We start from the raw sequence: 16513 nt of genomic DNA, 5'->3' as shown, positions 1-16513 counted from the left end.
CGCGTCACTGCGCCGGATGCTTGGGCGAATATGCCGGGCTGCGCAAGCGGCCGGCGCCTCGCTACCATGCGCGCGAATCCAGCAGGAGCGCCCCATGGCCAAGGACATCATCTGCGCTTTCAGCGTGCATTGTGACGCCGTCGCCGGCTGGCTGGGCAGCTATATGGGCGATGACAGTCCGGGCGATATCAGCCGCGGCGTCTTCGCGGCCGAAGTGGGGATGCCGCGCATCCTGAAGCTGTTCGAGCGGTTCGGCCTCAAGCAAAGCTTCTTCATCCCCGGCCACACCATCGAGAGCTGGCCGCACATCACGGACATGGTGGCCAAGGCCGGGCATGAGATCGGCCTGCATGGCTACAGCCACGAAAACCCCCTGGCACTGAGCCGCCTGCAGGAGGAAGCGATCTTCGACAAGTGCATCGGCCTGATCGAGAAGCATTGGGGCCGCAAGCCCGCCGGCTATGTCGCCCCCTGGTGGGAGGTGAGCGCCACCAGCATCGAGATCCTGATCGAGCGCGGCATCGCCTATGACCACTCCCTCATGCATGACGATGCGCAGCCCTACTACGTCCGCACCGGCGATGCCTGGACGCCGATCGACTATACCCAGCCGGCCGAGAGCTGGATGAAGCCCTTCACCAAGGGCACCGAGACGAGTCTCGTGGAAATTCCGGCCAGCTGGTACCTGGATGACCTGCCGCCGATGATGTTCATCAAGAAATTCCCGAACAGCCATGGCTATGTCAGCCCGCATGCGCTCGAACAGATCTGGCGGGATCACTTCGACTTCATCTATCGCGAATATGATTATGCCGTGGTGCCGATGACCATCCATCCCGATGTCTCCGGCCGGCCACAGGTGCTGCTGATGCTTGAACGCCTGATCAGCCATATGCAGCGCCAGCCTGGCGTGCGCTTCCTGCCACTCGAGGAGGTGGTGCGCGATTTCAAGCGCCGCTCCCCGCGTTGAAACCCTTGCCCCGGAGACCCGCCATGCGCAGCCCGAGCCTTTTGACCGCCCCCCTGGTTGCCCTGCTGGCGGCCGCTTGCGCCGCGCCGGTCGCCGCACCACCCCCCGCCCCGCTGCCGACGCCGATCACGACCTCCATCCCCATCGCGCCGCGCCTGCTGCCTGGCCAGGCCCCGCCCGCCCCCGAGGCCATCGCGCAGCAGCAACTGCAGCGCGGCATGCGGGCCGATCAACAGATGGACCGGCTGAACGCACTGGACCCGCGGCGCCCGCAGCAGACTGGCGAGGGGGATGTCACTTCACCGGATCTGAGGGGCGATCCGTCCCTGCCGGTGATGCCGGGCGGAGTATCGCCGGTCTTCCGGGGGATCTAGAGCATCATCCATTCAAACGGAATCGTTTGGACGGATAAAGATGCTCGAAAATCAATGGGCTAGAGGTTGTGTCGTGAGCCCTTGCGAACGGCAAAAGCTCTAGCGGGCGGCGCGCCGGAACACGCCCGAGGGGCCATCCCGGCAGGAGGCTGAGCTTCCTGCGGCTCCGATCCATGCGTGCTTCGCCATGGGCCGCGAAGGCCCGGCCCGCGCTGTTTCATGCGGTGAGCGCGACAGGGGGCATTTCGCTTGCCTCCTGCGCTCGGCGGTCTCTGCGGGCTTGCGACGCGCGGGCCATCCCGTCGGGGCAGCCTGGCCCTTGCTAAGGCGGTTTGGGCTATGTTCTGCTGGTGGAAATCAGGAGATGTTCGGGATGAAAGCCGCATTCATGGCACTCGGCCTTGGCGTTTCGCTGCTGGGCGCATGCGCCAGCGAACCGCCCGGGGCGGCCTTGCCAGCAGGGGCCCAGGGCTCTCCACTCGATGCGGGCGGACGGGCGCTTGGCCCCTTCCAGGGCCCGGCCTTCAGCGTGGGCCAATCCCTCTCCATCCCGGGTTGTCTTGTGGTGTTCCGCTCCGGCGCGGATTTTCCGCTCTCCTTGCAGACACCCGGCGCGCAGGTGGCGATCGGCGGGGATTGCCCGGCTTCCTTCTGGCAGGCCACCGCGGCCAGCGCTGAGGATCTGGGGCTGCGGGGCCGCGTCAATATCCAGGGGATCGGCGCCTGCCTGCTGCCGCAAGGGCCATCACGCCCTGGCTCGGCGCCGGGCTGCTATTGAGCCGCGCTCAACCCTTGATCTCCTCGCGCAGCATTTCCAGCCGCAGCCATTCCTCCTCGGCGGTGGCCAGCGCGGCCTCCCGCTCGGCGAGGGCCGCCGTGCGGCTGGCGAAGCCCTTCGGGTCACGCGTGTAGAGGCCCGGATCAGCCAGCCAGTTGCGCAGGACGGCGACTTCCTTTTGCAGCTTCTCCATGGCGCCGGGCAGGGTGGCCAGCGCGTGCTGGTCCTTGAAGCTCATCTTGCGTGAGGCGCCGCTATTGGCCGCCGCACGCGCCATCTGGCCCTCGCGCTGGGGCTTGGCCGCGCTGCGCGCCGCCACCCCGTCACCGCGCTGGGCCAGCATGTCGGAATAGCCGCCCGCGTAATCCTGCCAGCGGCCATCCCCCTCGGACATGATGATGCCGGTGCAGACGCGGTCCAGGAAATCGCGGTCATGGCTGACCAGCAGCACCGTGCCGGCATATTCGGCCAGCATGTCCTCGAGCAGATCGAGCGTTTCCAGATCCAGGTCGTTCGTCGGCTCATCCAGCACCAGCAGGTTGGAGGGCGCGGCCAGCGCGCGCGCCAGCAACAGCCGCCCCCGCTCTCCGCCGGAAAGCTTGCTGACCGGCGTGCGCGCCTGTTCGGGGATGAACAGGAAATCCTGCATGTAGCCGATGACATGGCGCGGCTTGCCCGCCACCCAGACCTGGTCGCCACTGCCATCGGTGAGCGTGTCGGCCAGGGTGCGGTTGGGGTCGAGTGTCGCGCGCAGCTGATCCAGCGCCGCCATGGCGATATTGCTGCCGAGCTTCACCGTGCCGGCATCCGGCGCCAGCTTGCCGATCAGGATGTTCAGCAGCGTCGTCTTGCCCGCGCCATTGGCGCCGACGATGCCGATGCGGTCCCCCTTGATGATGCGCGTGGAGAAGTTCCGCAGGATGGGCTGCTCGCCCCAGGATTTCTCCACGCCCTCCGCGGTGATGACCAATTGGCCGGAGGAGGACGCCTCGGCCGCCTGCATCAGCACCGTGCCGGTTGGCTTGATCCGTTCGCGCCGCGCCTGGCGCAGCGCCTGCAATTCGCCCACGCGGCGCATGTTGCGCTTGCGCCGGCCGGAGACGCCGTGCCGCAGCCAATGCTCCTCCCGGACGATCTGCCGGCCGAGCTTGTGCGCCGCCTGCTCCTCCAGTTCGAGCTGCTCCTCGCGCCAGGCCTCGAATTCGCCGAAGCCGCGATCCAGCCGGCGCGTGGCACCACGATCCAGCCAGAGCGTGGCGCGCGAAAGGCGCGAGAGAAAGCGCCGGTCATGGCTGATCAGCACGAGCGCGCCGCGCAGGCCAGCCAGCGCGCCTTCCAGCCACTCGATGGCGGGCAGGTCGAGGTGGTTCGTCGGCTCGTCCAGCAGCAGGATGTCGGGCTCGGGCGCCAGGGTGCGGGCCAGCGCCGCGCGGCGGGCCTCGCCGCCGGAAAGCCGCTCGGTGCCCTCCTGGCCGGTGAGGCCGAGGCCTTCCATCAGGGCGCGGGCGCGATAGGGGTCATCGGAGGGGCCGAGGCCCGACATCACGTAATCCTCCACCGTGGCATGGGCGGAGAGGTCGGGCTCCTGCGGCAGATAGCGCATCGTGGCCCCGGGCTGGAGGAAGCGCGTGCCGCCCTCTGCCTCCAGCTCGCCGGCGGCGATGCGCAGCAGGGTGGATTTGCCGCTGCCATTGCGGCCGACCAGCGCCAGGCGCTCGCCGGGGGAGACCGAAAGCCCGGCGCCGGAGAGGATGGGCGAATTGCCCAGGGTGAAGCGAATGCTGTCGAGCAGGAGAAGCGGGGGTGCGGCCATGCCGGGGGCGATGGCCCGGCCGGCCGGCAAGGTCAAGGCTGGACATGCGGCCGCGTCGGGCTTTCCATGCTCCCGGCAAGGAGCGATGCCATGTCCGACAATTCCAACGATCCTGGTGATGGCGCCTGGGGCACGGCCGGTGACAGCTTCACCGAGACCACCACGCAATCCTGGTTCTCGCGCATCGGCAGCGCGCTGACCGGCATTCTGGTCGGGTTGGTGCTGCTGCCTCTGGCCGGCTGGGGGCTGTTCTGGAATGAGGGCCGCGCGGTGCAGACCGCGCGCTCCCTCGCCGAAGGTGCCGGCCTCGTGCAGAGCGTGGCGGCCGAGCGCCCGGACCCCGCGAATGAGGGGCGCCTCGTGCATATCTCGGGCGCCGTACGCGCCGAGAAGCCTCCTGGCGATCCGGAGCTGAACATCGCCGCCCCGCCCGGCACGCTGCGCCTGCTGCGCCAGGTGGAGATGTATCAATGGCAGGAGCAGACGAGCAGCGAGACGCGCACCAAGCTCGGCGGCGGTACCGAGACCGTGACCACCTATAATTACCGCCGGGTCTGGCATGAGGGGCGACTGGATTCGAGCCGCTTCCGCCAGCCCGACGGCCACCAGAATCCACAGCCGCGCCACAGCTCCCGCGCCTTCAACGCGCCGAATGTGATGATCGGCGGGTTTCGCCTCAGCGATGCGCAGGTCAGCGGGCTTTCCGGCGGTGAGGCCTTCGTGCCGCCCGGCGCCAATGCGGATGGCGCGATCTTCATCGGTGGCAGCGCCGATGCGCCCCGGGTGGGTGATCTGCGCATCACTTGGCGCGCGGTGAAGCCCGAGGCGCTCTCCGTCATCGCGGCGCAGCTGGGCGATGGCTTCGGCCCCTATGCCACCCGTGCTGGGGATCGCCTGTTCCGGCTGGATCAGGGGCGCGTGCCAGCGGCCGCCATGATCCAGGCAGCCCAGGATGAGAATGCGATGCTCACCTGGATCCTGCGGCTTGTGGGGGTGGTGGTGATCTTCATCGGCTGGTCGCTGATCTTCAATCCGCTCAAGGTGCTGGCGGATGTCGTGCCTTTCATCGGCAGCATCGTCGGGTTTGGTACGGGCCTGATTTCCGCCATTCTCACCATGATCGTCGCACCCACCATCATCGCCATCGCCTGGCTGTTCTACCGGCCCTTGGTGGGGGTGCTGATCCTGGCCATCGGCCTGGCCATCGCCTTCGGACTGACACGGCTGCGCCGCGCCCGGCCAGCCATACAAGGAAAACCTGCATGAGCTTCGACTTTACCGGCAAGCGCGTCATCGTCTGCGGCGGCAGCAAGGGCATTGGCCGCAGCGTGGCCCTGGGCTTCGCCGCCGCCGGCGCCGCCGTCTCCATCTGCGCCCGCGGGGCCGAGGCCCTGGCCGCGACCAAGGCCGAGCTCGGCGCCAAGGCTCACGCCGCGAGCTGCGACCTGGGCGATGGCGCGGCGGTGAAGGCCTATATCGCCGCGGCCATCGCGGCACTCGGCGGCTGCGACGTGCTGGTCAACAACGCGAGCGGCTTCGGCATGACCGACACCGAGGAAGGCTGGGCCGCCAGCCTGAATGTGGATGTGCTGGCCACCTTCCGCGCGACCGCCGCCGCCCTGCCGGCGCTGAAGGCCGCCCAGGGCAACATCGTCAACCTCTCCTCGATCTCCGGCTACGGCCCTTCGGTGCGCGGTCCGGCCTATGCGGCGGTCAAGGCGCTGCTGATCAACTACACGCAGTCCCAGGCGGCCAGCTACGCGCCGGACCGCGTGCGCGTGAATGGCGTGGCGCCCGGCTCCATCGAATTCCCCGGCGGCAGCTGGGAGAAGCGGCGGACCGAAAATCCGGATCTGTTCAACCGCACCCTCGCCTCCATTCCCTTTGGCCGCATGGGCACGCCGGAAGAGGTCGCCAATGTGGTGCTCTTCCTCGCCTCGCCCCTGGCGGCCTGGGTGACGGGGCATACGGTGGTGGTGGATGGCGGCCAGCTGCTGAGCTGAGCCTCTCACTGTTTCGCCAGAAGCTGCGGCTGCTGGCCTTGTGTGTGATAGCGTGACGTTCAGGACAGGGGCGGCCCCCGAACCGTCGCCCCCACCCAAAGGGAGGCCGATCATGACCCGAAACCTTTTGCTCGCGGGGGCAGCGCTGCTCAGCCTCGCCGGGCCGGCGGCGCTGGCGCAATCCGCCGCGGATAACGAAACGCGTGACCTGATCGAGCGCTTGCGGCCGGTCGAGCAACAGACGCGCGGGATCCGCATGCCCGCCGCGGATGCCGGGACGGTCGCGCCCCCCGCTGCGGGTGGTCCCGTTCTGGTGCCGGCGGTGCCGGACACGGCGGCGGCGCCTCCGCCCGGCATGGCTGCGCCCGTGGCTGATCCGCCTGCCGCCGCGGCTTCCGCCCCGCCCAGCGTGGCGAAGGACACCACGGCCCCGCCCGGCGCCGCCGCGGTCTCGATCACGGTGATCTTCGCCACAGGCTCCCAGGCCATCACGCCCCAGGCCGGCGCCGCGCTCACGGCCCTGGGCCGGGCGCTGATTTCGCCCGAATTGCGGCCCTTCCGCTTCCGCATCGAGGGCCATACCGACACGGTGGGGGATGCGGGGCTGAACATGGCCCTCTCCCAGAGGCGGGCCGAATCGGTGCGGAATTATCTGCTTAAGGCCTTCCCCATCGCGCCGTCCCGCCTGGTCGCGGTCGGCTTTGGCGAAGACCAGCTCCTGGTGCCGACGGGCGACAACACGCCCGAGCCGCGCAACCGGCGCGTCCAGGTGGTCAATCTCGGCGGTTAGGGCAGCGGATGGTGGCTGACGAGGACGCAACGGTTCGGCTGGTCAGGCCGGCGCCTGCGGCCCCCTCGCCGCCGGTGAAGCGCCGCCTTGCGCTTGGGCTGGGTGCTGTGGGCGCCGTGCTGGCCGCCGGGGGCGGAGTGGCCTGGTGGTGGGTGGCGGCACGGCCGAGCCCTAGCCCCCCTCACGTCGCGCCACCGCCAGTCGCGACCGGCCCCGCGCTGGCCCCGCCCTTGCTGGATTTCGCCGGGCTGCTGGCGCATCGCGCGGCGGTCCCCACGGCGTTGCGCTGGGCGGCCAATCCGCTGGTCTGGGTGCTTGATTTCCCCTCGCTGGAATTGCAGGGCCAAGCGATGAACCGGGCCGCCGCCCTGATCGAAAAGGCCCAGACCCCGCGCGACCGCGTGCTGAGCGATGCCGAATTGGCCGCGGCCGTCGCGGCGGATCAGCGCAGCACGGCCGATTGGTATTTCGGGCACAATTACCGCGCCTCGGACCTCACCCGCATGTTTGACCTGGCGGCACGGCAGGGCCTGCGCCTCAATCCCCTCGAAGCATGGCTGCGCGACCAGGTGGAATTGGCCGGCCGGGTGGATCGCGGGCGAGAGACGGCCTTCATCACCATCCCCGCCATTGGCGCCCATGTGGATGCGCAGATGCGCAGCTCCGTGCTGCGGCACGAACTCTCGCACGGCCAATTCTTCACCTTGCCCTTCTTCGCAGCTCATGTGATGCGGATCTGGGAAAGCGGCTTCACCGAGGCTGAGCGCAGCGCCTTTCGCCGTTTCCTGGGAGCGGAGGGCTATGACACGGGGCAGGCGGAGGTGATGGCCAATGAGGCGATGGCCTATTTGCTGTACACGCCCGATCGTCGCTTCTTTGACCCGGCGCGGGACCTCGGCTGGTCCGACGCGCAGGCCGAGCGCTTGCGCGCCCTGCTGCGCGAGGCTGCCCCGGAGGCGCCGTGACCGGGGCGATCCTGGCCGCATGCTGCGCCCGAACCGCCCAGGATCACGCGATGCGCCAGGCTTCCGCGCAAAGCTGTTGAGCCGACCGGGATTGAGGCAAAGTGCCGCATGAGCTCCACCGACGTTCCAGCCCCTCCGAGCGATCTGACCGCGGCGGAACTGGCCGATCTGGAGCGTTCGGTGGATGTCGTCTTCGCTGCGCCGATCTGGCTGCGGCGCGAGCACGAGAAATTGCTGCGGCTGGCGAAGCACGATTGCCACGCATCCGTCGCCGCGTTGCTTGAGGCCCGATTTGTGGAACGGAACGGCCTGCCGGATCTCGGTGCCGGCCTGTTTCCGTCCGTTGCGAATGTCGAACAGATCGGGCGAAAGACCGAAGTCTTCGCCGCGCGGCTTGAGCAATATCCTGAGGCGATGATCCTCTCGGCGGAGGCTCCGGCTGCCATCGCGCTGGTGTCCGGGATCCGCCGCCCCGCCCCCTCGATCGACGCAATCGCGCTGGAATCGGGGGAGTTTTTCCATGCCGGCTGGCAGAAGCTCGGCATCACCTATGCCTTGCGAGACGGCATCCCGCATATCGTCCCCGAATTGTCAGCCCGCCACCACGAGGGGATCTACGCGCGGGGTGGACGCCGTGCCTGGACCGGAGCCGCCTTTAAGGGGGCCGCCCTGAAGGCGGATACTCTCGCGGTGATTTGCGACGCCTTTCCGGACCCGAATTATTGCCACTGGCTGCTGGATTGGATGCCGCGATTTCGTGTGATCCAGGCCATCGAGCCGGATGTCTCGAAACTATCCGTCTTTTTGTCGGTTCCGCCGCGGAAATTCCAAATTGATTTTTTGAACTCACTGGGAATTTCCCCGGACAGGATCCTGGTCGGGCAGAAAGACGGCGGCTTTTCTGAAAATCTGGTGTCAGCGCGCCGGATCATCGGATCTTCGCTGACCAACAGATCCTTTCGGCATGGCCTGCATGGCGGCGGGCAATGGGCGTCGAACTTCCTGCGCCAAGCTTTCTCCGTCGAAGCGAGGAAGCCTAGCTTGAACATCATCATCAAACGAAAGAAGGATCGCAATCTCGTCTTTGATGCAATCACGGCAAAAATACTGGATGATTCCGGCTATCAAGATGTATATCTTGAGGATTTGGATATCAACAAGCAGGTCGAAATCTTTTCAAATTCAGCCTCTGTCATTGCGCCCCATGGCGCAGGTCTTGCAAATATTGTCTTCTGCCAGCCAGGAACAAAAATTCTGGAGATTTTCCCTGTCGGGCATTCAACCGCCGCTTATTTCTTTGCAGCTCACGCGTCGAATCTCGCATATTTCTGCGCGGTCGGATCGCGCCCAGGCGATCAAACCAAACCCAATCCCTATGAATATGACATCCAGGTTCCATCCGAAATCATGGAGAATTTTCTCTCCCACACGCCTTAGCAGAGTGCGAGTTTCACATCCTGTGTGAGACTGGGCTTCGCAACAGTGGCTCTCCGGCGATCTGGATCGCCCTGCCTCAGAGCCAGCTCACTTCGCCGCCGTCTCAATGACCATCGGCCGCACAAACACCCGCCGTCCCGCCTGTCGCGCCGCGCCCAAAGCCTCGGTCAGGGCGGTCAGATAGGCCTCCTGGCTTTCCACCAGGGGCCGCGTGGCGCTGAACAGCGGCCCTTCGCTCGCCAGGACCAGCAGGAGGTCCGTGCCAAACGGCTCGCTCACCTCCCAGCCGGGAAATCCGGCGCGTGGGTCACCCAGACGCACGGTCGCGCCAGGGGGGTGGGTGGCGGAAGGCACCAGATGCGCCACTTCGCCCGACTGCATGAAATAGGCGACATAGAGGTGGGTCGGCCATTCCGGCAGCGCCACGTCAAAACGCAGCAACTCGCCTTCGCGCAGCGGCGCCTGGCCCAGCAGGGTGATGCGCGGCGCATCGCCGGGCGCCGCAAGCACCGGCCGCACACGCTCCAGCGCCGGGCAATAGGGGCCCTCGAACCCCTGCAGCGCGAGGGTTGTCGCCGCGGCCGGAATGGCCCGGGCTTCGAGCACGCCGCGCAGCACGGCATCCTCGCCGCGGCGCAGAACCCCCTCCAGCACCAGGCCCGTCTCGCTCGCGGCGCTCGCGATCAGCCCGCAGGCGGGTGCCGCGGCCGCGGCCTGCGCGGCGGCCAGGAAATCCGCGCGCGACAGCACGCGCAGGGCCGGCGGTATCACCCGCCCCTCGGACGCCCCGGCCTGCTGGTCGGCGGTGGCTTGCGAGGCATTGCCCGGGGGCGGCGCGGCGCGGTCACCCAGCATGAGGAATGCCGCCCCGGCCGCCACCGCGAGCGCCACCCCGCCGCCGATCAGCGCCAGGGGCGGCCCCTTGCGCGCAGCAGCCCCGGCTTCGGCATGCCGGGCTTCCGCCGCGGGGGCGGGCCGGGCGGCCGGCGGTGGGCGGGCCATCTGGGTCGCGTCGTCATCCCCGCGGGCCGCATCCGTGGCGGCTGGTCCCGCCGCCAGGCGAATCGCCTCCGCGAAGGCGCTGGCGCTGGCGAAGCGATCTTCCGGCCGCTTCGCCATGGCCTTGGCGATCACGGCATCGAACCCGCGCGGCGCCGTCACCGCCAGGGCGGAGGGGGGTGTGGGCTCGGTATGCAGTGCCTTGTGCATCACGGCGGAATAGCCGCCCTCGAAGGGCTTCTCGCCGGTCAGCAATTGATAGAGCAGCACGCCGGCCGCCCAGATATCCGCGCGCGCATCCACCGTCTCGCCGCGCAATTGCTCGGGCGCCATATAGGCGGGCGTGCCCATGACGGTGCCGATCTGCGTCATCGAGGAATTCTCGATCCGCGCGATGCCGAAATCGGCGATCTTCACCTGCCCCTCGGCGGTCAGCATGAGATTGGCGGGCTTGATGTCCCGATGCACCACGCCACGCTTGTGGCTGTAGTCCAGGCCAGCGAGCATCTGCTCCATCACGCGCAAGGTCTCGGCCAGGGGCAGGCGCTCACCCCGGTCCAGCATCTGCTTCAGCGTGCCGCCCTTCACCAGCTCCATCGCGATCCAGGCGCGCTCGGCATCCTCGCCATAATCATAGACGGCGACGATATTGGGATGGTTCAGCCGCCCGGCGGCCTGGGCCTCGCGCTTGAACCGGGCCAGGCCTTCCTCGCCTTCCGCGTCATGGGCGTCGGGCTTGGGGATGATCTTCAGGGCCGCGCGCCGCTCGATCACCGGATCGAATGCATCCAGCACGGTGCCCATGGCCCCCGCGCCAAGCCGGCCGCGAATTTCATATTTGCCGATCATCTCGACAGTCATGGCCCGCCTGATCTCCTGCCTGGGCTCCATCCGGTCCGCAGAGGCGCAGCACGAAGTGTCCAGCACGCTGTTTTCGGGCATCCGGACCGGCTCAGACGAGGCCGTTTGAAGCGGTGACGCACCAAGGCCAGACTACAGACGATTGAGACGGATGCCAGCGGCCATTGCACCGCCGTTCACATCAGGGCCACGAGCTTCTTGCGCAGCGCGACCGCCTCCTGGCCGGCCGCGTGCGCGCAGAGCAGATCCACGAATTCCTCGGTGGTCGTCGCCTGTGCCGCCGCCTTGCCCACCAGAAGCCGTGCGATCGGACCGACGACGAAGGCCAGCTCGGCGCTGGCGGCCTCGATCTGCTTCGCGGACAAGCCCCCGCTCCCGGTGACTGGGCTTGCGGTCGTGGGGTTGCCGCTGGGCGCCGCGCGCTCCGGCTGGGACTGCGGCGGGCTGCGCACCGAAGCAGGCTGCGTCAAAGGGGGTTGCGCCAAAGGAGACTGGGCCAAAGGTGGCGGCGCGAGCGGACGCGGCGCCTGGGCGCTGGGCGACGGCGGCGATTGTCCGCGCAAGGCCGCCAGGCGGCGCATCGGGTCCGTGCCGGATGGAGCGATGGCCGGTGGCGCAATGACGGGCGGCGCGGGACGCGGCTCGGCGGCGGGGGGCGGGGCTGCCCAGGGGGCGGCGCCCGATGCCCTGGTGGGCGCCACCGCGGGAACCTCCGGCACCGGCGTTGCCATGCCCGGTCGCGCATCCTGCCGCACGGCCAGCGCCTCACGCAGCGCATCGGCAAAGGCGGTGGCGTCGGCGAAGCGCTCCTCGGGGTTCTTGGCGAGGCCCTGGCGCAACACCTCGCCAAGCGGTGTGCCCGCCAGCTGGCCCAGATCGGCCGGCGCCGGCCCGGTCAGTCGCATCAGCGTGTCGGTCATGTTGTTGCCGGCGAAGGGCGCGCGGCCGAACAGGATCTCGTAAAGAATGGCCGCAACGGAAAACAGGTCGGTGCGGGGATCCACCTCGCGGCCCAGCGCCTGTTCGGGTGACATGTAGGAAGGGGTGCCGACCACGCCGCCCACCTGGGTCAGCTCCCCGCCGCCGAATTTCGCGATGCCGAAATCGGTGATTTTCACCTGGTCACGCGGGGTGATCATGATGTTGCCGGGCTTGATGTCCCGATGGATCACGCCCAGCGCATGGGCGGCCTTCAGCCCCTCCAGGACGCTCAGCATGGCGTGGGTCAGGCCGGGAGCGGCCACCAGGCGCGCCTGCGGGTCACCGCGCAGGATGGCCGAGAGGGTGCGGCCAGGGACATGCTCCATCACGATGTAGGGCATCGCGTCGTGATCCGCGAAATCATAGACCGCGACGATATTGGGGTGGGCGCAGCGGGCGGCCGCCCGCACCTCCAGCCGGAAGCGCTCCAGGAATTCGACACGCTCGGCCGGTTCCAGCAGGTCGGCGCGGATCACCTTCACCGCGACCATCCGGTCAATCAGCGGGTCCACCGCCAGAAAGACCTTGCCCATGGCGCCAGAGCCCAGCTCCTCGAAGGCCTCATAGCGCCCGAAACGGCCGAGTTCCGTCATGCGCGGCTCATGACGAGAGCATCTTCACGGCCTGGTCCAGGCTGCGCCGCATGCGGGTGAAGGCGCGGCCCAGCTCGGCCACCTCATCGCGGCCCTTGGCCTCGAAATCGCCGGCCGGCACATCCTGGCCCAGGCTGACCGCGGTGGCCGCGGCGGTGATGCGCGTCATCGGCCGAAGGATGACCAGGTGAAGCAGCAGGTTCAGCACCAGCATCAGCCCGACGAAGATCGCAAGGAGAATGGCCATCGCGCTGTGCAGGTTGACCTCGGCGTTGCGCAGCGGGAGCGCCATGGGGACAGTGACCAGCTGCGCGCCGATCGTCTCGTTCAGCTGCCAGCCAAAACCCGCCGTCCGGCCATAGATCTGCACCATGCGCGGCGGCGCGCGCTCGGGCGTGGAGTGGCAGGTCAGGCAGGCCGCGTCGCGGATGGTGACGGGGCGCGCCAGGGTCAGCACCTGGCCATTGGGCGTGGCACGCTCACCCATCAATTCGGTCAGGCCCGGCTCGCGGCGGAAGGCGTTGATGAATTCGGCCTCCCAGGGGGCGGCGAGGTCATTCGGGTTGGTCGGGTTCAGCGCGGCTTCCTTGTAGGAGTATTCGGGGAAATCGGCCTGCACGCGGCGTAGATTCACCTGGGCGGCGTAGGAGGGGATCATCATCGCCGTGATCACATTCGGGTCACCGCGGGTGATGGCGGGCGCCACCTCGCGCGAGGTGTAGTCGCGCACGGCATTGGCGGCGCTGAGCATGATGCGCGCGTTTTCCACCGCCTGGATGCGCGCCGAAGTGGCGAATTGCCGGTCAAGGAACAGCCAGGCCGCCGCGAAGCCGATGGCAAAGACCAACAGGAGTCCCAGGTTGAACTTGGTACGAATACCCATGGCCGCATTGTCCCCCAGCCGGCGTGTCACGCAAGTCAGGGCCCGGCGGGGCGGGAGCCTAGGGCAATTTTCCATTCACCGGAATCTCCCCGTTCCGGCCGGCGTTGCGTCCAGGCCACGAAGGCGTCACCTTGAGGACCACATGCATTTTTCTCCGAAGACCAACCGCCGGCTTTGGCCGGCTGGACTGTTCGCTCTCCTGACGGCCTGCGCCGCGCCGCCGGGCGGTGGCCTCGCCGGGGATCCACAGGATTCCTGCGGCCCGCAGGTCGTCGTCTTCGTCAATGCCGGGGATCTCTTCGCCGAGCCGCCCCGCCGCACCCAGCCCCCCACCGCCGAGGAGCTGGCAGCGGAACTGACCCGGGAGAATGCGGCGCTGGAGCGGCTGCAGATCGCCTTCGACGCGCTGCTCTATTGCCGCTGGACCGAGGTGCGGGTGATCCGCGCCGATGCCACTTCCGGGCGCTTCCCGCCGGCGGAATTGCCCCAGCGCCTGACCGCGGCGGAGGGCCGCCTTCGGCAGGATCTGGCGCGCGCCAGCCAGGCGCGGGACCGCATGCAAGCGCGCAATGCGCGGATCGAGGCGGCGGTCGAGGCCGTCTCACCAGGGACGCGCGCGGCCATTGCCGGGCAGCAGGCCGCGGGCCGCCCACGCGCCGTCGCCTCGGCGCCGATCGTCCTGCGGGTCAGGCCCGATGCGTCCGGCCCCGTGGTGGGCCGCCTGCCCGCCGGGACGGAGGTCAGCCTGCAGCCGGCCCCTGGCGGCTTCGTGCTGGCCGAGGGCGGTGGGCAGCGCGGCTATGCGCCCAACAATGCCTTCACCTTGCTGCCCGCCGTGCCCGTGGTCACGGGCCCGGACCGGCTGCGCAGCCTGGCCGCGACCAACCTGGCCCGCCGCGAGGGCTTCATCGAAAGCGTCGCACTGGCCAATCGCTCGGGCTTGCAGCGCTTCGAACCGGCTTCCTGAACCGGGCCCATGCGCATCCTCCTGATCGAGGACGATGAATCCACCGCCGCCTATATCGCCAAGGGGCTGCGGGAGGAGGGGCATGTGGTGGACCACGCCGCCAATGGCCGGGACGGGCTGTTCCTGGCCATGGGCGAGCCCTTCGACATCATCGTGACCGACCGCATGCTGCCCGGCCCGGATGGGCTCTCGATCATCCGGGCCCTGCGCATGGCGAAGATCGCCACACCCATCCTGGTGCTGACCGCGCTGGGCGAGGTGGAGAAGCGCGTCGAAGGGCTGGAGGCGGGTGCGGATGACTACCTGGCCAAGCCCTTCGCCTTCGCTGAATTGCGCGCGCGCATCCGTGCCCTGGCCCGCCGCCCCGCTGGCCCCCCGGCCGAGCAATCCACGCTGAGCCTGGGTGATGTGCGGATGGATCTGCTGACGCGCGTCGCCACGCGTGGCGCCCGCAAGCTCGATCTCATGCCCACCGAATGGCGGCTGCTGGAATATCTGCTGCGCCACGCCGGCGAGGTCGTCACGCGCACCATGCTGCTGGAGAAGGTCTGGGATTTCAGCTTCGACCCGACCACCAATGTGGTGGATGTCCATGTCAGCCGGCTGCGCCGCAAGCTGGATGCGCCGGGCGAGCCGCCGATGATCCGCACCGTGCGCGGCGCGGGCTACGCCTTGCAGGCGCCGGAAGGATGATCCGCCGCAGCAGCTTCGCGCTGCGTGCCGCCACCGCATCGGCCGTGGTGATGCTGGTGCTCTCGCTGCTGGGCTCTGGCTGGGGCTGGTTGCGGGCGGAGGCCGCCTTGCGCCAACAGCTCGACCTTGCCATCGCGGCCGAGGCGGATGGCTTCCTGCGCGAATACGAGGAATTCGGCCTGCGTGGCCTGGCTGTCGCAGTGGAGGCCTATGCCCGGCGGCGCGGGCCGCTTTTCGTGGCGCTGCTGGCCCCTGATGGGCGGCCCATCGCCGGGCGCCTTCCGGCCGCGCCACCCGCGCTGCGTGGCTTCGCGAACCTGCCCGGCACCGGCGAACGGCCGAGCCTGCGCGTGCTGGGCGGGCATCTGCCCGGGGGGGCCACGCTGCTGGTCGCGGCGGATTTGACGCCGGTGGACCAGGCCGCCTCCGCCCTGGCCTGGACGCCGCCGATCGCCGGCGGGGCCGCGGCGCTGCTGGCGCTGCTGCTCGGCTTCATCGCGGCGGCGCGGATGGAGCGGCGGCTGGCCGGAGCCGCCGGCGCGGCACTGGGCGTGATGGAAGGCGATTTGACGCGCCGCCTCCCGCTCTCCGGCCGGGGTGATGAGTTTGACCGGCTGACCGCCACCTTCAACGCGCTGCTGGGCCGGATCGAGGCGCTGATGCTGGCGCAGCGCCAGGTGACGGATGACATCGCGCATGACCTGCGCAGCCCGCTCTCCCGCCTGCGGCAATTGCTGGAAGGTGCGCTGGCCGAACCGCGCGATCCCGAGCGTGACGCCGAGATGCTGGAGCATGCCCTGCTGGAGCTGGATTCGGTGCTGGCCAGCTTCGCCGCCCTCCTGCGCATCGCCCGCGCCGAAAGCGGCGTCCTGCGCGAGGGGTTTTCCGCGATGGACCTCTCGGCGCTGGTCACGGCCTGCGGCGAGGCGATGGCGCCCGTGGCGGAGGAGGCTGGCCATGTCCTCAACACCGCCATCGCGCCGGGCGTGACGCTGCGGGGCGACGCGGCGCTGCTTCGCCAGGCCGTGGTGAATCTGATCGAGAACGCGATCCTGCATGGCGGGCCAAACATCATGCTCCAGCTGCGCCCCGGCCCGGTGATCGAGGTGGAGGATGACGGGCCGGGCATTCCACAGAGCGAGCTTGCGGCCGTGATCCGCCGGTTCCATCGGCTGGACCGCAGCCGCTCGACGCCCGGCACCGGGCTCGGCCTGGCATTGGTGGCAGCGGCGGCGAAAGCGCATGGCGGCGCGCTGCGGCTGGGTGCGGGCACCGGCGGCCGCGGTTTGCGCGCGCAGCTGGACCTGACGCCCGGCCCATAGGGCTGCCATCAGGCATCAGCCCGCGCGCATCCCTGCTCCAGCCCCGGCGGCTGCATGCCGATGCGAGACGCTCTCTGACAACTT

15 protein-coding genes are annotated in these 16513 nt (G+C 68.9%); 11 read left to right on the top strand and 4 right to left on the bottom strand.

Going from position 1 to position 16513, the window contains the following annotated elements; all coding sequences use genetic code 11:
- Positions 1 to 94: 94 nt before the first annotated feature.
- The 3 genes from LHU95_RS01365 (at position 95) to LHU95_RS01355 (ending at position 2122) form a co-directional block, all read left to right on the top strand.
- A complete protein-coding gene (locus tag LHU95_RS01365; protein WP_248709586.1) occupies positions 95 to 970 on the top strand; it encodes a polysaccharide deacetylase in 876 nt (291 codons plus the stop codon).
- Between the two features lie 23 nt (positions 971 to 993).
- Positions 994 to 1344: a hypothetical protein gene (locus tag LHU95_RS01360; protein WP_248709585.1), complete on the top strand. Its 351-nt coding sequence runs from the start codon at positions 994 to 996 to the stop codon at positions 1342 to 1344.
- Positions 1345 to 1717: 373 nt separating this feature from the next.
- A complete protein-coding gene (locus tag LHU95_RS01355) occupies positions 1718 to 2122 on the top strand; it encodes a hypothetical protein (RefSeq protein WP_248709584.1) in 405 nt (134 codons plus the stop codon).
- Positions 2123 to 2129: 7 nt separating this feature from the next.
- On the opposite strand, the gene LHU95_RS01350 is transcribed toward LHU95_RS01355, so the two are convergent.
- The gene (locus LHU95_RS01350; protein WP_248711630.1) at positions 2130 to 3935 is read right to left on the bottom strand and encodes an ABC-F family ATP-binding cassette domain-containing protein; all 1806 of its coding nucleotides are present in this window, start codon (positions 3933 to 3935) and stop codon (positions 2130 to 2132) included.
- A gap of 90 nt (positions 3936 to 4025) precedes the next feature.
- Between LHU95_RS01350 and LHU95_RS01345 the strand changes: the two genes are divergently transcribed.
- The 5 genes from LHU95_RS01345 (at position 4026) to LHU95_RS01325 (ending at position 9130) form a co-directional block, all read left to right on the top strand.
- On the top strand, positions 4026 to 5201 hold the full coding sequence (locus tag LHU95_RS01345; protein WP_248709583.1) for a TMEM43 family protein: 1176 nt from the start codon (positions 4026 to 4028) through the stop codon (positions 5199 to 5201).
- Entirely contained in the window at positions 5198 to 5938 is a 741-nt protein-coding gene (locus LHU95_RS01340) for an SDR family oxidoreductase (RefSeq protein WP_248709582.1), read from the top strand. The genes LHU95_RS01345 and LHU95_RS01340 overlap by 4 nt, the downstream gene beginning before the upstream one ends.
- 112 nt (positions 5939 to 6050) lie before the next feature.
- Positions 6051 to 6728 (top strand): OmpA family protein, encoded by a 678-nt coding sequence (locus LHU95_RS23315; protein WP_283094281.1) that lies wholly within the window; start codon positions 6051 to 6053, stop codon positions 6726 to 6728.
- Positions 6729 to 6802: 74 nt separating this feature from the next.
- On the top strand, positions 6803 to 7693 hold the full coding sequence (locus LHU95_RS01330; RefSeq protein ID WP_248709580.1) for a hypothetical protein: 891 nt from the start codon (positions 6803 to 6805) through the stop codon (positions 7691 to 7693).
- Positions 7694 to 7801: 108 nt separating this feature from the next.
- On the top strand, positions 7802 to 9130 hold the full coding sequence (locus LHU95_RS01325; RefSeq protein WP_248709579.1) for a glycosyltransferase family 61 protein: 1329 nt from the start codon (positions 7802 to 7804) through the stop codon (positions 9128 to 9130).
- Positions 9131 to 9217: 87 nt separating this feature from the next.
- Here the strand turns inward: LHU95_RS01325 and LHU95_RS01320 are convergent, their stop codons facing one another.
- The 3 genes from LHU95_RS01320 to LHU95_RS01310 all read right to left on the bottom strand — a co-directional run bounded on the left by LHU95_RS01320 (position 9218) and on the right by LHU95_RS01310 (position 13447).
- Positions 9218 to 10990, bottom strand: coding sequence for a serine/threonine-protein kinase (locus tag LHU95_RS01320; RefSeq protein WP_248709578.1), 1773 nt, complete (start codon positions 10988 to 10990; stop codon positions 9218 to 9220).
- A gap of 176 nt (positions 10991 to 11166) precedes the next feature.
- The gene (locus tag LHU95_RS01315; protein WP_248709577.1) at positions 11167 to 12564 is read right to left on the bottom strand and encodes a serine/threonine-protein kinase; all 1398 of its coding nucleotides are present in this window, start codon (positions 12562 to 12564) and stop codon (positions 11167 to 11169) included.
- A gap of 7 nt (positions 12565 to 12571) precedes the next feature.
- Positions 12572 to 13447 carry a DUF3365 domain-containing protein gene (locus LHU95_RS01310; protein ID WP_248709576.1) on the bottom strand — a complete coding sequence of 292 codons (876 nt, stop codon included), beginning with the start codon at positions 13445 to 13447 and terminating at the stop codon, positions 12572 to 12574.
- Between the two features lie 142 nt (positions 13448 to 13589).
- Here LHU95_RS01310 and LHU95_RS01305 point away from each other — a divergent pair, with 142 nt between their 5' ends.
- The 3 genes from LHU95_RS01305 to LHU95_RS01295 are packed head-to-tail and all read left to right on the top strand — an operon-like array spanning position 13590 to position 16429.
- Complete coding sequence (locus LHU95_RS01305; protein ID WP_248709575.1) at positions 13590 to 14414, top strand: SH3 domain-containing protein; 825 nt, start codon at positions 13590 to 13592, stop codon at positions 14412 to 14414.
- Between the two features lie 9 nt (positions 14415 to 14423).
- Positions 14424 to 15107 carry a response regulator transcription factor gene (locus LHU95_RS01300; protein ID WP_248709574.1) on the top strand — a complete coding sequence of 228 codons (684 nt, stop codon included), beginning with the start codon at positions 14424 to 14426 and terminating at the stop codon, positions 15105 to 15107.
- Positions 15104 to 16429, top strand: a complete 1326-nt coding sequence (locus tag LHU95_RS01295; protein WP_248709573.1) for a HAMP domain-containing sensor histidine kinase — start codon at positions 15104 to 15106, stop codon at positions 16427 to 16429. Before LHU95_RS01300 ends, LHU95_RS01295 begins: the two co-directional genes overlap by 4 nt.
- Positions 16430 to 16513 lie beyond the last annotated feature (84 nt).

It is taken from the genome of Sediminicoccus sp. KRV36 (assembly GCF_023243115.1).
In the GTDB taxonomy this organism is placed as follows: Bacteria; Pseudomonadota; Alphaproteobacteria; order Acetobacterales; family Acetobacteraceae; genus Roseococcus.
Note: the sequence above shows the minus strand (reverse complement) of the source record. Positions and strands in the feature narration are given on the sequence as shown.